The organism is Lactobacillus sp. XV13L (genome assembly GCF_059900875.1).
The window spans coordinates 94,112-109,823 of the sequence record NZ_JBWXGD010000002.1 but is presented as its reverse complement, the minus strand read 5'-3'; the positions used below and the strand labels follow the sequence as shown (position 1 = coordinate 109,823).

Genomic DNA, 15,712 nt, shown 5'->3' with positions numbered 1-15,712 from the left:
ATACAGCCTCCGTTGATAAAATTGCTCCACGACATTATACCATAATCAGCAATACTATTAAATAAATATTAAAAACAAAATATTGATCAATTAAGTGTAGCACGTGCCCCCGGAATAAAAAAGCATTTTTGCAGGGTGAAATCAAAGTGTAACAGTCCGCTGCAATTGCAGGCGAAGAGAATGTGCTATCATTAATACGACTAAAACAAGGGGAAAGACAGATGAAATTAATTGCGGGCCTGGGCAATCCGGGCCAAAAATACGATGGAACTAAACACAATACGGGTTTTATGGCACTTGACTATTATTTGGATAAGAACAACCTGCTGCTGGAGCGCGAGAAGTTTGAGGGCAAGTACACCAAGCAAAAGATTGGCGAAACGGACGTGATTCTGCTTGAACCCCAGACCTTTATGAATGATTCGGGCCGGTCTGTTGCCCAGTTTGCCCTTTTTTTTAAGATTGCGCCCCGGGACGTCCTGATTATCCACGATGACATGGACCTGCCCCTGGGCAAGATCCGTATCCGTGCAAACGGCAAGTCGGGTGGCCATAACGGCATTAAAAGCATCATCCGCGACCTGGGCAGCAGCGACTTTAACCGCCTGAAGATCGGCATCCGCCATCCGGATAACGCCAGCGTCGTTTCCTGGGTACTGTCGCCCTTTAACGCTGACCAGCAAAAATTAATGGAGGCGGCCTTTGCCAGCAGCAGCGACGTAATTGCCGATTTTATTGCGGGCAAGAGCAGCCAGTTTTTAATGAACAGATACAACTAACATGCGCTTAACAGACCTAATCGAAAAAGACCGCGATTTAACCAATTTTATTACCAAGACCACGCAGGTCAATAATTCACTGCTCACGGGCGCCAACGCCGGTGCCTTTAGCCTCTTCTTAATGCAGATTGTCACTAAGCTCAATCGCCCGCTGCTTTTGATTGAAGAAAACGAGAACAAGGCGCAAAAACGCTTCAGTGAACTGAATGCACTGCTGCCGGAGGGAAGCGTGCAGACCTTTCCGGTTGACGCAACGATTGCGACGCAAACGGCGGTAAGCTCACCCGATGAATTGAGCAGTCGGATCCAGGCCCTCAATTTTTTGCTGCACAAGCAGAGTGGAATCGTCGTTACGACACCCCAGGGCCTGCAGTATAAACTATCTGCACCCGCAGATTACGCCAAGGTCCACCGCACGCTTGCACCCGGCTTTGAGTATGAATTATCCGAATTGACCGCTTGGCTCGTGGGTGCGGGTTACAGCCGCGAGAACCTGGTGGCAAAGCCCGGCGAATTCGCGTTGCGGGGCGATATCTTGGATATTTACCCGCTGGACCGTGAGAATCCGGTGCGGATAGAATTCTTTGGCGATGAGGTGGATTCGGTTAAGGAATTTGACCTGGCAAGCCAGCGTAGCCAGAAAGAACTGGAGCGCGTAGCGGTAGCGGCGGCCCAGGACCGGGTATTTTCAACGGGTGAATTTAAGCGTGCCACTGCCGCAATAGACAAGGCGATGGCAAACGCACCGGCGCCTGCAGAGGCGGTCCACAACCACTTTGCCCCGCTTCTGGAAGAATTGAATGCCGGCACGCTGCCGCCGAACTATGCATTTCTCGTTGACTTCTTGATCGCGCACCCGAGCAATCTGCTCGAGTACTTGGATGACACCGGACTGGTCATGCTTGATGACTGGCCCCTGATCGACCAGGCGGTCAAAACCGTTGACCAGCAAAACACGGGCTTTATCGATGATGAATTAAAGACCGGTGCCATGCTGCCGGGTCAGGAACTGCGTGCGGATTTCTACCGCAACTGGGCGCAGGACAAGCACCACCACATTTACTTTTCGCTTTTCCAAAGGAGTATTGGACGCATTCGCTTGGGTCAGCTGCTTGACTGGCAGACGCGTGAACCCGAGCAGTTTTTTAGTCAGATGCCCCTGCTTAAGGCAGAACTGGAGTCCTACCAGAAGAAGGGCCAAACGGTCATCCTGCAGGCCGATAATGCCAAGCGGGCCCGGCAAATCAGCCAGACGCTTGCTGATTTTGGAATGGACGTGCCGGTTGTCAGCGCTGATGACCTGATCGAGGGGCACGTACAGATTACGGTTAACGGCTTTGCCAGTGGCTTTACCCTGCCCGTAAGCGACCTCGTTTACCTGACCGAGCACGAACTGTTCAACAAGACGACGCACCACAGTCGGCGCATCAAGACGCTGGAGAACGCGCAGCGGCTGCGCAGCTACACCGAGCTGAAGCCGGGCGATTACGTCGTGCACGTGAACCATGGTATCGGACGCTTCGAGGGCATCAAGACGCTTGAAAACAACGGCACCAAGCGTGACTACATTACTATTACCTACCAGCACGGCGACCAGCTGTTTGTGCCGGCCGACCAGTTGAAGCTGGTCCAAAAATATGTGGCCAGTGAGGGCAAGACGCCGCACATTAACAAGCTGGGCGGCAGCGAGTGGGCCAAAACTAAACACCGCGTGCAGTCCAAGGTCGAGGACATTGCGGACGAGTTGATTGACCTGTATGCCAAGCGTGAGGCCGAAAAGGGCTTTGCGTATTCACCGGACGATGAGCTGCAGCGGCAGTTTGAGGATGCTTTTCCATACGTGGAGACGCCGGACCAGCTGCGGTCAATCGCAGAGGTCAAAAGCGACATGGAACAATCCAAGCCCATGGACCGGCTGCTGGTGGGCGACGTTGGCTTTGGCAAGACTGAGGTGGCGCTGCGTGCCGCCTTCAAGGCAATCGAGGACAACAAGCAGGTGGCCTTTTTGGTGCCGACAACCATCCTGGCCCAGCAGCACTACGAGACTATTCAGGACCGCTTCAAAAACTTTCCGGTCAATTATGCGGTATTGTCACGCTTTCAAACGGACAAGGAAGCAAGAAAAACCGTTGCGGGCTTAAAGAGCGGCAAGATTGACCTGGTCGTCGGGACGCACCGCATCCTGTCTAAAGACGTCAAGTTCAAGGACCTGGGCCTCTTAATCGTTGATGAGGAGCAGCGCTTCGGCGTTAAGCACAAGGAGTGGTTGAAGGAATTGAAGGCCAACATTGACGTTTTGACGCTGACGGCGACCCCGATTCCACGGACGCTGCACATGTCAATGGTCGGCGTGCGCGACCTGTCGGTCATGGAGACGCCACCATCTAACCGCTACCCGATTCAGACCTACGTCATGGAACAGATTCCCAGCGTGATCAAGGATGCATGCCTGCGCGAAATGCAGCGGGACGGCCAGGTGTTTTACCTGCACAACCGCATCGGCGATATCGATGAGGTGGTCAACCAGCTGCAAAACCTGCTGCCAACTGCCCGTATTGCCAGCGTCCACGGACGCATGAGCAAGAACCTGATGGAAGACATGCTCTACCGCTTTTTAAACCGGGAATTTGACGTTCTTGTGACGACGACCATTATTGAAACGGGCATCGACATGCCCAACGTCAACACGATGATTGTTGAGGACGCCGACCACTACGGCCTGAGTCAGCTCTACCAGCTGCGGGGCCGCATCGGCCGCAGCGCTCGGCTGGCTTACGCCTACTTCTTGTACCAGCCTAACAAGGTCTTGACTGAGGTCGGCGAGAAGCGGCTGGACGCCATCCGTGACTTTACCGAACTGGGGAGCGGCTTCAAGATTGCGATGCGCGACCTATCGATCCGCGGCGCCGGCAACATGCTGGGGGCCCAGCAGCACGGCTTCATTGACAGTGTCGGCTATGACCTGTACGCACAGATGCTGGCCGATGCGGTCAAGGAGCGCAAGGGTAAGCAAAAGGTCAAGAAGAGCAACGCAGAGGTTGACCTGGGACTTGAAGCTTACATTCCCGAAAGCTACATTGGCGACCAGGAAGAAAAAATCGAATTTTATAAAAAAATCAAGGCTGCGGATGCCACCGAGGTTGAACAGATTCAGGATGAACTGATTGACCGCTTCGGAGACTACCCGCAGCCGGTTGAAAACCTGCTGGCCATTTCGAAACTGAAGGCGGCAGCGGACAGTGCGCAGGCGCTGGGCATCATCAGGAAAAACCAGCAGGTAAGGGTTGAGTTTCAGCCAGCGGCGGCAAAAGAACTCGCCGGGCCCAATATTTTTAAGGCACTGGAGCACGTGACGCTTAAGGCTAAAATCGCCTTAACGCCGCAGCACACGATGGTGGTGCTGCTTGAAACGAGCAAAGACATGCATAACCGCCAACTATTCAATGAACTGACCAAGTTCATGACGGCGGCGAGCGCTATTATTCAAAGGTAAAACGAGGTATTGAAATGAGAATTGACAAGTTTTTAAAGGTTTCCCGCTTGGTTAAACGCCGTCCCATCGCTAAAGAGATGGCCGACCAGGGCCGGATCAAGGTCAATGAGCACGTCGTCAAGTCGAGCTACGACGTCAAGGTGGGCGACGTAATCGAAGTCGGCTACGGTGCAAGGAAGGTCAAGGCCAGGGTGTGCGAGGTCAGGGAGACGACCAAGAAGGCAGAAGCAAGCGAGCTCTATGAATTGGTCGATTAATGCCCGCTATTTAATGACTTTTGGTGGGGCCCTTGTTATAATTAAGGGGTATTGTTTTAGTAATAGAGGTTTGAAATTATGAAGGGTCCACGCATCTATAATTCACTCAGCCCCGAGGAGCAGCTTGCCCGTCTGCGGCGCAAGCAGGAAAAAAGGGCAAAAGAGGTACACCGGGTTCGGCGCAACCGGATAATTGCTGTTTTTGTGGTGATTTTTGCGGTTTTGGGCGGCCAGATTGCTTATACGCACGCACAGACGAACCAGATTAACGAACGGGTGCACGCCTCCAAGAAGACGCTGAACAAGGTTAACAGCCAGAAGCGTACTTTGGCTGCCAAGCGGGATGACCTGAAGGATCCGGATTATGTGGCCAAGCTCGTTCGGTCCAAGTTCTTATACTCGAAGCCGAACGAAAAAGTTTATAATTTGCCTGAGGACAGAAATAACGACTAATGAAGTACCAAGTTGGACAGCGCGTTACGGGCGTAATCAACAATATTAGCGCTCTCGGCATCTTTTTGACGCTTCCGCAGAAAGCCACGGGGCTGATTCACCACAGTGACTTCGGCGATAATTGGGCCCGCGAGCGGCACAATTACCGGGTGGGGCAGTTGGTGCGCGTGGTGGTCACGGCCAACCGTCAGGGGAAGCTTGCACTGTCAAAAATGCGCGTTAACGATGCTGCGCTGGTTGACCGGACAAATCCATTTACAAACGTGGAGAAAGAAAAATTTTTGCCGGTGTTGACTCAGACCGTGGCGGATGCGCAAAAAGAGCTTGAGAAGCTGCAGCAAGAGTTGAGCAGTTATGCGGATTGAGGCTTTTTTCAGCAGGAACAACCTGTGCCTGAAAAACAAGACGCTGGTGGTGGCAACAAGCGGCGGCCCCGATTCGATGGCTCTACTTGACATGCTCAATACCATCAAGGACGACCAGCACTTTCACCTGATTGCCGCCCACCTCGACCACCGGCTGCGGCCCGACTCTTTTCGTGAGGCCGCAGCAATCGACCAGTACTGCGGCAAAAAGCAGATTAAGGTCGTGCATGGCACCTGGCCGCAAGCGCTGCACCCCCAGAGCGGCGTGGAGGCCGCGGCGCGCCGCTACCGCTACGATTTTTTGGCGCAGGTGATGCACAAAAACGCCGGTGACTACCTGCTAACCGCCCACCACTGCGATGACCTGCTGGAAAATATCCTGATCAAGTTTATTCGCTCGGGTGATCCTAGCGAGATGAATAGTTTGCAGGCCGTAAGCGGCTGGCGTGGGGCACTGCTCCTGCGCCCGCTTTTGACGCTGGAGAAGGCCGATCTTTTGGCTTACGTCCGCAGCCGCGGCATCCCGTTTGTCATCGATGAGACCAACAACGAAGATGAGGCCTTGCGCAACCGGCTGCGCCACCAGGTGATTCCCGTGCTTAAGCGTGAAAATCCCCACATCGGGCGCAGCGCCCTGCGCTTTAACCGCCGGGTCAACCAGATGGCAAGCATCGTTGCCCGCACGTTTACGCAGCTAGGGCAGCCGACGCCGTTTTTGGGCGTCGCGTTCCGCTTGCCGCAAGCCACTCTGCGCGCTATGGATGAAGCAGATCGACTCTCTTTTTGGCAGTACTTCATCTGGCGCACGTGGCACGTCCGCGTGAACGAAAATCTGGGCCGTTTTGACCTAATTGCGTATCAGGGCTATTTTTACCTATTGCCCCGGAAATTGCCGCCCCAGCCCGCAATCAGCTTCGTTGTGCCGGAACGTGAATTTGCATTTGGGCGTCGCCGCTTTGTGCTTACCAAGTTCAAGAGGGGCCAAGCCCAGCCGCTGGGCCGGCTCTTTGTGCGCGCTAACGCGAAACTGAGTGCAGGACCGCTCGCACCCGGCAAGAAATTGCTGCTTAAAAACGGTCAGCACGCTAAGGGCAAGAAGAAGTTTGCCCAGGCGGCAATTCCCGGCAGGCTGCGCCCATACTGCCTGACGATCTATGAAGGTGACGTCGCCGTCTACGTTGAGCAGACATACAGCAGGCAGAGCAGCGGGGCCGATTTGCAGGAATATTATTTATACGCAAGCAATTAATAAGAAAATATAAAATGTTAGAGTGTGAGTGAAATTTATGTTAAACTTTTATTCGTGTATCTCTAGAAACTTTGCGGAGGTTTTTTATGAAAAATAACCGGAATCGGCTGTTTTCAAACGGTTTATTCTATATAATCGTTTTCCTTTTATTATTAGGGGGAATCAATTGGGCACTCGGTGGGTCCGATAATTCTGGCGGCAGCGAAAATATCAGCTACTCAGAATTTGTCCAGGACCTGCGCGATGGCAAGGTTAAGAATTTTAGCGTGCAGCCGGCAAACGGCATCTACACCGTTACGGGCAATTATAAGGAAGCACAGGATACTAAGGCCCAGTCCAAGAATAGCTTTGACTTCTTTGGCGGCCGCTCCTCTTCGAAGGTCGAACGCTTTTCGACGACGATGCTGCAGAATGATTCCAGTGTTGCCAACGTGCAGGAATTGGCGCAAAAGAGCAGCACCAAGATGACAACCCAGGGCGAGTCGCAGTCGGGCAACTGGATCTCGACCATCGTCATGCTTGTTCCGACTGTTCTCTTCATTGTCATGCTTTGGATGATGATCAGCCAGAGCAGCGGCGGTGGCCGCGGCGGCAATGGCGGCATCATGAACTTTGGCCGTTCGCACGTTAAGCCGGAGGATCCAAAGAAAAATAAGGTCCGCTTTTCCGACGTTGCTGGTGAAGAGGAAGAAAAGCAGGAGTTGGTCGAAGTTGTTGAATTCTTGAAAAATCCGGCTAAATTCACGCGACTCGGCGCCAAGATTCCATCTGGCGTCTTGCTTGAAGGCCCTCCGGGTACCGGTAAGACGCTGCTTGCGCGTGCGGTAGCGGGCGAGGCCAACGTGCCGTTCTTCTCCATTTCTGGTTCCGACTTCGTTGAAATGTTCGTCGGTGTCGGTGCCAGCCGCGTCCGTGACTTGTTCACCAACGCCAAAAAGAACGGTCCCAGTATCATTTTTATTGATGAAATCGACGCGATTGGACGGCGCCGTGGCAGCAATGCCAGTGGTGGCGGCAACGATGAGCGTGAACAGACGCTGAACCAGTTGCTGGTTGAAATGGACGGTTTTGAGGGCAACGAGGGCGTAATCGTCATCGCTGCTACCAACCGCTCCGACGTTTTGGACCCGGCGCTGCTGCGTCCCGGTCGCTTTGACCGCAAGGTGCTGGTCGGCAGTCCCGACGTGCGCGGACGTGAGGCCATCTTGCGCGTGCACGCCAAGAATATGCCACTGGCCGCTGACGTTGACCTGAAGGAAATTGCGCGGCAGACTCCCGGCTTTGTCGGTGCTGACTTGGCCAACCTGCTAAACGAGGCCGCACTTTTGGCTGCCCGGCGCAATGCTGGCGAAATCGGGGCTGCTGACCTTGACGAGGCCGAGGACCGGGTGATTGCCGGCCCGGCCAAGCGCAACAGCTTGATTTCAAAGAAGGAAAGGCGCAGGGTCGCCTTCCACGAGGCTGGTCACTCAATCTGCGGGCTGGTTTTAAGCGATTCACGGACTGTCCGCAAGGTTACGATTGTCCCGCACGGCCGTACTGGCGGCTACAACTTGATGCTGCCCAAAGACGACCAGTTCCTCTTGACTAAGAAACAGTTGATGGAGCAAATCGTAGGACTGATGGGTGGTCGTGCCGGTGAAGAAGTGGTTGTTGGCGACCAGTCAACGGGTGCGTCCAACGACTTCGAACAGGCAACGCAGATCGCCCACAGCATGGTTGTCAACTACGGCATGACCGATTCGCTGGGCATGGTTGAACTCGAAAAAGAGGGTGAAACCAACCCTTACGGGGTCAAGCAGTACAGTGAGGCCACGGCCGCTAAGATCGACGAGGCGGTTAAGGAGCTGCTTAATGAGGCGCACGCCAAGGCGGTTGAAATCGTTAAGAACAACCGCGAAAAGCACCGCATCATCGCGGAAGCGCTGCTCAAGTATGAAACTTTGGATGAGAAGCAGATCATGTCGCTTTACACCACTGGGAAAATGCCTGAAAAAGCTGAGCAGGAATATCCAAGCGAATCCAAGGCCCTGACCTATGAAGAAGCCAAGGCCGCCGCTGAGAAGAAGGAAAACACCAAGGCCACTTCTGCCGATTCCCAAGGGAACCAGACAGACGCAGCCAAGCCTTCTGAAGCAGACGCTAAGCCTGAGACGCCGTTAGAAAAGAACCAGCAAACGGAAGAAAGGAATCCGGAGAATCCCGAAAAGATGGAATTCCCCCGCGAATCCGCACCTTCCGCTGATAAGGAACCAACTTCAACTGCGCCTGATGGTAAAAAAGCTGCTCCACAGAATGATTCTGATGAAGAAGACCACCAAGATTAATAATTAATAGGGCCCGCGGGCCCTATTTTTTTGGGGAGAAATACGATGGACGATTATTTGATTAGAGCGATTGACAAAACGAAGAATCTGCGGCTGTTGACAATCACGGCCAAGGATTTGGTACAAGAAGCACAGACGCGTCACGACACCTGGTCGGCTTCTTCGGCCGTTTTAGGCCGCAGCCTCGTTGCTAGCGTGCTGCTTGCGGGCGCGGAACTGACGGGCAAAGAAGAATTAACGGTGCGCTTGCTCGGCAACGGACCGGTCGGTCCCACGGTAGTCACGGCCAAGGCGGACCTGACGGTGAAGGGCTACGTGAAAAATCCGCACATTGCGCTGCCGCCGCAAAAAAACGGGCACATTGACGTGAAGAAGGCAGTTGGACAAGGCTGGCTTGAGGTGACGAAGGACCTGGGGCTAAAAGAACCATACACGGGGCAGGTGCCGATTGTTTCGGGCGAGATTGCCGAAGACATTGCCTATTACCTGACGAAGTCCGAACAGATTCCGTCGGCAGTGGGTCTGTCCGTCTTCGTCAACCCCAACAATACGATTGGCGAGGCCAGCGGATTCATGCTGCAGGCCCTTCCCGGCGCCAGCGATAGTCTGATTAATGCAACGATTGCGCGGATTAATGAGTTGCCGGCACTTTCTACCGCATTTTTGGGTGGAATGACGCCCGAAAAATTGGCGACCCTAATTCTAGGTCCCGATCGCAAAATCCTGGAAAAGGATCCGGTTGCCTTCAAGTGTGATTGTTCCAAGGAAAAGTATGGTAAAATCTTAGCAACGATCAAAGCCAGCCAATTAAAAGCGATGATTAGCGAAGATCACGGTGCGGAGTTGACTTGCAGCTTCTGCAAAAGCAAGTATCATTACACCGAAGACGAGCTGAAGGCGATACTGGCGAAAAAATAGGGGCGTGATCAGCACGTTTTTCTGGGACGCTCGTAATTAAGCTGGGGGTGAGGGACATGATCCGGACTTATTTCAAAAAAATAATTAAACAAATTGGCAGGGGCAGAATAGCCGCCTTCATGCTGTTTTTATTTCTGGGCTACGCCCTGTTCTTCCTGCAGCCGTTTTTGATTACGCAGTTGTTTGCCCAGGGCAATAAGCGGCTAAAAGTGTTGGTATTATTGGCTCTGGCAGTTTCGCTTATGGTGCTGCCGCTAGTTAATTGCTGCAATAATTCGTTTGTCCAGGCCACCCGCAAGTACTCCAAACAGGAATTGTGGGCCACGGTTACAAGCAAACCGTTTAGCTACTTTGCACGCCAGCCCGTCGGCAAGGTTCAGAGTTACATTAAGGACGTCTCCTTTGCGTGCCGCGAACTGGAGCAGACAAGTCTCGGCGTGCTTGTTCAATTGGGCGTAATGCTTGTTATGTATACAATCATACTTGCCAGTCAGAACTTGCTACTGGGTCTGCTCTACCTGCTTTTTTTCGTGGGCTACATGCTGATTTCCATTGGAATGGCGCGGCGCAACCGGAAGAATATTGCGGCCTCACTGAAGAGTGCCTCCCGGGTCAATGAGTATATCATTGATTATTACCGGAATGTGGAGACGATTTTGTCGAGCAGGTCTAATGAATTTGAAGGTCGAAAGATGGATCAGGTTCTTACAAGTGAAGAAACGACCTTCAAGGGGGTGCAGAATATTACCAACCAAGCCGCTCTCTTTCAACAATTCTTAATTGTTATTTTGGCCTGTGTTATTGCCATGCTCGGACAGTATCTTTTCGGTGCAAGTGGGAGCGAATCGCTCTCAGTTGTGCTGATTCTGTTGTATTCGGTGTTAAACCTGTCTGGCTTTGGTACCCAGTACTTGGCGATTGAGGAGTTCCTCAATCGTATTCGGTCGGGTCTGGCGGAGCTCGAGTATGGTAAAAGCAATGCTGATTCAGAAATGCGCTTCAAATATGCTCCTGCGGAAAATTCCGTTGTCGTGGAAAATGTTGATTATGCCTACGACAGCCACCGGCCGCTTTTTAGAGGCTTGAACCTGCGCTTTCCAAAAGGCAAATTAACCGCGGTGGTGGGTCCCAATGGCAAGGGCAAGAGCACGCTGATCAAAATACTGGTCGGCTTTTATCCGTTAGAAGCGGGCTGGGTAATCTTTCCCTTCAAGGCGCGGCCAACAATGATGTATGTGGCGCAAGACGCTCCCCTCTTTAACCGCTCAATTATGGCTAATATCTGTTATCCAAACAATACGGTTGATGCGGGCCTCGTTTTTAAACTGGTAAAAGAAATTGGGCTGGACACCTTGATTCATTCAGAAAAAGATTTGTTGACCAAGACGCCCGGCGATTTCAAGAACAGGATCTCAGGCGGCGAGGAACAAAAGATTTTGTTTTTACGTGCATTTGTGACGAAACCGCAGGTTCTGCTGCTTGACGAACTTACCAGCAACCTGGATGAAAATGCGATTGCAAACGTCTACTCGATGATCAAAAAATATCTGCCCGGGGCGACGGTAATCAGCGTTGTGCACCGCAATGCCGAATTGCATTACTATGATGATGTGGTCCAGCTGCCGGAAGACTGACTTCCGTTTTCAAGACTAGTCCACTGCTAAAGCATGTCTTTGCCCAATTAAGGGGTGCGGTAAGTACCAATTTTGATTATAATAGAAGGGTTGACTTGAATTAGAAAGAAGGAGTGTAATTAATGCTAAACGTGTATATTGTGCGTCACGGTCAAACGGATACGAACAAGACCGATGCCATCAACGGGTCGCGTACCAACCTGCCCCTCAACGAAACGGGAATTAAGCAGGCCGAAGCCTTGCGCGACAGCTTCGACCTGGGCAAGATTGATTATGTCTACGCCAGTCCCCTAAAGCGGGCAAAGCAGACAGCCGAGATCTTGGACCAGGGCAGGCACGAAATTATCCTTGATGACCGCTTGAAGGAAATGGATTACGGCAACTGGGACGGCGAATCCATTCAGAACATCATTGCCAAGTACCCGCAGGTCTTCGATGAACTGGGCTATTTTAACGAAAAGTACACAGATTATTCAACGGGCGAAAGCTACGAGCATCTCTCCCAGCGGCTGACCGACTTCTGGCATGACCTGGTGCAAAAGCACGCAAATGAATCCGTGGCCCTGGTTTTTCACGGTACGGCTTCGCGGTCGCTGATCCAGAGCATTTTGAATATTCCAGAGATTGCGACCATTGGGGAAGTGCAGAACGCCGGCGTCACCAATATTTCGGTTGACGATCAAAGCAAGAAGGCGTTCCTGCGCTACTACAACCGGGTAGCGCCGGGCAAGTTCTTTATTAAAAAATAATTGGCTGCTGCGGGTGGACGGGTTTTTGCCTAGTCCGCGCCTTGTGATTTTGCTTAAGGGGCGCTTTTTGTTATCATTATGAAAGATATAAGGGGATGATTTGGTGGATAATAGCTGGAAAATTCGCGATATAACTATTCCCAACCGGGTGGTTGTTGCGCCCATGGCCGGCGTGTCCAACGCGGCCTTCCGCATAATTTGCAAGGAATACGGTGCGGGGCTGGTTGTATGCGAGATGATTTCCGATCACGGAATAATTTACCGGAACAAGAAAACGATGTCGATGATGAAGGTTGATCCGCGCGAACACCCGATGAGCATCCAGATTTTCGGTGGCTCCGAGGAGACGCTGCTGGAAGCGGCACAATACATTGACCAGCATACTGCGGCCGACATTATTGATATTAACATGGGGTGTCCGGTGCCCAAGGTGACGAAGACCGACGCGGGCTCCAAGTGGCTGCTGGACGCCAACAAGATTTACCAGATGGTGCATAAAGTTGTGCAAAACGTGTCCAAGCCCGTTTCCGTTAAGATGCGGATTGGCTGGGACCGCAAGCACATTTTTGCCGTTGAGAACGCACTGGCCGCCCAGGAAGCGGGTGCCGCAATGATTGCCATGCACGGCCGCACGCGCAAGCAGATGTACCAGGGCGAGGCCGACTGGGAGACGCTGCACGACGTTGCCCAGGTGCTCGACGTGCCCTTTGTGGCCAACGGCGACGTTAGAACGCCCGAACTAGCGGCCAAGGCGCTCAAGGAAATCGGCTCGACCGCGATCATGGTGGGCCGGGCTGCTCTGGGCAACCCGTGGATTCTGCAGGACATGGTGCATTACCTTGATACCGGTGAAAAGCTCGCGCCGCAGAGCGTGCGCGAGCGGGTGGCAACCGCCGAGCACCAGCTGCAGGGTCTGGTTGAACTCAAGGGCGAGAAGATTGCCGTGCCGGAATTTCGCCAGCAGGCCGCCTATTACCTGAAGGGCGTTCCGCGTTCGGCCCGCACCCGCGCTAGAATAAACGAGGTGTGGACGGCCCAGGAAGTATATGATCTGCTTGATAATTTTGTCGAAGACTACGAGAAGCGGCAGGCGCAGAGAGCTGACCGAAGTGAAAGAAAAATGATGGAGGAAAAGTAAGTGGCTAAGAATGAAATGAACGACCAGTTGATTGTTCGTCGCCAAAAGATGCAGGAGCTACGGGAAAAGGGGATCGAACCCTTCGGCATGAGAAAGTTCGACCGGCAAGACCTGGCCCGCACCCTGAACGAGAAGTACCAGGACGAAGACAAGGATGAACTGAACGAAAAACTGCCGAAGACCAAGATTGCCGGGCGCATGCTGGCAAAAAGGGGCAAGGGCAAGGTTGGCTTTGCCGACCTGTATGACCGGACCGGCAAGATTCAGATTTACGTCCGCAAGGACATGGTGGGCGAAGACAACTACCAGATTTTCAAAAAGTCTGACATCGGCGACTTCCTGGGCATTGACGGCGAGGTCATGAAGACCGACACGGGCGAGTTGACCATCCGGGCACTGCACGTCACGTTCCTGTCCAAGGCCCTGCGGCCTTTGCCGGACAAGTATCACGGCTTGAAAGACGTTGAGCAGATCTACCGCCAGCGCTACCTTGACCTTATTTCCAACCGGGCCAGCTATGAACGCTTTGTCCACCGGACCAAGATCATCCAGGCCATCCGCGACTTCTTGAACAAGAAGGACTTTTTGGAAGTTGAGACGCCGGTTCTGCACAACATTCCCGGTGGCGCAGAGGCGCGGCCGTTTGTTACCCACCACAACGCACTGGACATTGACCTGTACATGCGAATCGCGCTCGAGTTGCCGCTTAAGCGCCTGATTGTCGGGGACATGGAACGCGTTTATGAGATCGGCCGGGTCTTCAGAAACGAGGGCCTCGACACGCACCACAACCCGGAATTTACCGAGCTAGAAACCTACGCCGCATACTGGGACTTCCACGACGTCATGGACGAGGCGGAGGGCATTATCCGGGCCGCTGCCAGCGTTGTATCAGACGACGGCAAGGTAACCTACCAGGGCACCGCAATCGATTTGGGCAAGCCGTTTAGGCGCGTGCACATGGTTGACCTGATCAAGGAGAAGACCGGCGTCGACTTCTGGCCTAAGATGAGCCTGGAAGAAGCGCAGCAGATTGCCCGCGACCACAAGATTCAGGTCGAGAGCTTCTGGGGCGTGGGCCACATCATCAACGCCTTCTTTGAAAAGTATTGCGAGGAAACCATCGTTGATCCGACCTTCGTTTACGGTCACCCGGTGGAGATTTCCCCGCTGGCCAAGAAAAACGCAGACGATCCGCGCTTCACCGACCGCTTTGAAATCTACATCATGGGCGAGGAATACGGCAACGCGTTTTCCGAGCTCAATGACCCCGACGACCAACGCGAGCGCTTCGAGGCCCAGATGGCCGAGCGTGAAGCCGGCAACGACGAGGCCGACATGATCGACGAGGACTACCTCCGGGCCATGGAATACGGCATGCCGCCAACGGGCGGCCTCGGAATCGGCATCGACCGCTTAGTCATGCTCTTGACCGATGCGCCGGCTATCCGCGACGTCTTGCTCTTCCCGACGATGCGTCCGGAAAAGGTTGAGGACATCGACCGCGAGGTGCGCGCCGACTTGGAAAAGAAGAACAAATAATAATTGATAGAGAAAAAGAAGACGAGTTTGAGTTCGTCTTCTTTTTGTATAAGGACTAATTTATTTTTTATCATAGTCGGCTATTCTTTTACCGGGCCAATCTGATTAAATTCTAGCAAGTTGCCAGGATAACGACCAATTAAAAGAACTGGAACCTTTGAAAGGTCATTGTTATGCCTGATGAGCTGCTTTAGCTCTTTAATTGAAGCAAGAGCTATTTTTTGATTTTCGCCAGTTAAAGCAGCTGCTAAACCATTTACTATTTTCAGTTCATTTGCTTTAGCTTTCTTACCTTTAGCTCTAATCACTTTTATTTCCGCCTTGATTAGCGGCTGGAGATCTTTGTTAAGCAAGTTTTTATTATAAATACCATTCACATAGTTCGTATAACCCTTATACTTGCCATCTTGTGAGACCAAATCAACAGTTACAGAATTTTTTACCGTTGATACCCGCGTTACTTTGAAGAGGGTATTCTGTCGAACAATTTTTTGGAGTACTTTTTTACTGTATGAATTACCGCCTTTAGCCGCAGTGTTTTTATACAAAACTCCTTTGTTAGCATTGGGGAGTTTGAAAACATAACCAGCCTTGGCTAAACGCTTGGTCCAAGCTTTGGCAGTTACATCTTTAGGCCATGACACTTGTGCAGCCTTGGTTTCATTATGAGTCGCCATTACGGTTGCCGGGACTGCTGCCAGCATTAGGGCCATTATTAACTTAAATACTCTGTTCATAACCGTTCCCCTCTTCACGGATATTTTCACCCTTTAATATATGATTAAATCAATTGTATCTCATTTATATC

General features: G+C 52.4%; 13 protein-coding genes. 12 read left to right on the top strand and 1 reads right to left on the bottom strand.

The window, feature by feature from the left end; translation table 11 throughout:
• Positions 1-221 precede the first annotated feature (221 nt).
• From pth to lysS, 12 genes are all read left to right on the top strand, one after another.
• Complete coding sequence (gene pth / locus AC2JF6_RS02640) at positions 222-779, top strand: aminoacyl-tRNA hydrolase (protein ID WP_500729209.1); 558 nt, start codon at positions 222-224, stop codon at positions 777-779.
• A gap of 1 nt (position 780) precedes the next feature.
• Positions 781-4,272 carry a transcription-repair coupling factor gene (gene mfd, locus AC2JF6_RS02635; RefSeq protein WP_500729208.1) on the top strand — a complete coding sequence of 1,164 codons (3,492 nt, stop codon included), beginning with the start codon at positions 781-783 and terminating at the stop codon, positions 4,270-4,272.
• A 14-nt stretch (positions 4,273-4,286) separates the two neighbouring features.
• Positions 4,287-4,529, top strand: coding sequence for an RNA-binding S4 domain-containing protein (locus AC2JF6_RS02630; protein ID WP_500729207.1), 243 nt, complete (start codon positions 4,287-4,289; stop codon positions 4,527-4,529).
• 75 nt (positions 4,530-4,604) lie between these two features.
• Entirely contained in the window at positions 4,605-4,982 is a 378-nt protein-coding gene (locus AC2JF6_RS02625) for an FtsB family cell division protein (protein WP_500729237.1), read from the top strand.
• Complete coding sequence (locus AC2JF6_RS02620; protein WP_500729206.1) at positions 4,982-5,347, top strand: S1 RNA-binding domain-containing protein; 366 nt, start codon at positions 4,982-4,984, stop codon at positions 5,345-5,347. The genes AC2JF6_RS02625 and AC2JF6_RS02620 overlap by 1 nt, the downstream gene beginning before the upstream one ends.
• On the top strand, positions 5,337-6,596 hold the full coding sequence (gene tilS, locus AC2JF6_RS02615; protein WP_500729205.1) for a tRNA lysidine(34) synthetase TilS: 1,260 nt from the start codon (positions 5,337-5,339) through the stop codon (positions 6,594-6,596). Before AC2JF6_RS02620 ends, tilS begins: the two co-directional genes overlap by 11 nt.
• A gap of 86 nt (positions 6,597-6,682) precedes the next feature.
• Positions 6,683-8,923, top strand: coding sequence for an ATP-dependent zinc metalloprotease FtsH (gene ftsH / locus AC2JF6_RS02610; RefSeq protein ID WP_500729204.1), 2,241 nt, complete (start codon positions 6,683-6,685; stop codon positions 8,921-8,923).
• 45 nt (positions 8,924-8,968) lie between these two features.
• Positions 8,969-9,841 (top strand): Hsp33 family molecular chaperone HslO, encoded by an 873-nt coding sequence (hslO, locus tag AC2JF6_RS02605; protein ID WP_500729203.1) that lies wholly within the window; start codon positions 8,969-8,971, stop codon positions 9,839-9,841.
• A 56-nt stretch (positions 9,842-9,897) separates the two neighbouring features.
• Entirely contained in the window at positions 9,898-11,475 is a 1,578-nt protein-coding gene (locus AC2JF6_RS02600; RefSeq protein WP_500729201.1) for an ATP-binding cassette domain-containing protein, read from the top strand.
• A gap of 122 nt (positions 11,476-11,597) precedes the next feature.
• Positions 11,598-12,224: a histidine phosphatase family protein gene (locus AC2JF6_RS02595; protein ID WP_500729200.1), complete on the top strand. Its 627-nt coding sequence runs from the start codon at positions 11,598-11,600 to the stop codon at positions 12,222-12,224.
• 103 nt (positions 12,225-12,327) lie between these two features.
• A complete protein-coding gene (gene dusB / locus AC2JF6_RS02590) occupies positions 12,328-13,362 on the top strand; it encodes a tRNA dihydrouridine synthase DusB (RefSeq protein WP_500729199.1) in 1,035 nt (344 codons plus the stop codon).
• Positions 13,363-14,904, top strand: a complete 1,542-nt coding sequence (gene lysS, locus AC2JF6_RS02585) for a lysine--tRNA ligase (protein WP_500729197.1) — start codon at positions 13,363-13,365, stop codon at positions 14,902-14,904. It abuts the gene before it with no gap.
• 80 nt (positions 14,905-14,984) lie between these two features.
• Here the strand turns inward: lysS and AC2JF6_RS02580 are convergent, their stop codons facing one another.
• Positions 14,985-15,641: a hypothetical protein gene (locus tag AC2JF6_RS02580; protein ID WP_500729196.1), complete on the bottom strand. Its 657-nt coding sequence runs from the start codon at positions 15,639-15,641 to the stop codon at positions 14,985-14,987.
• Between the last annotated feature and the right edge of the window lie 71 nt (positions 15,642-15,712).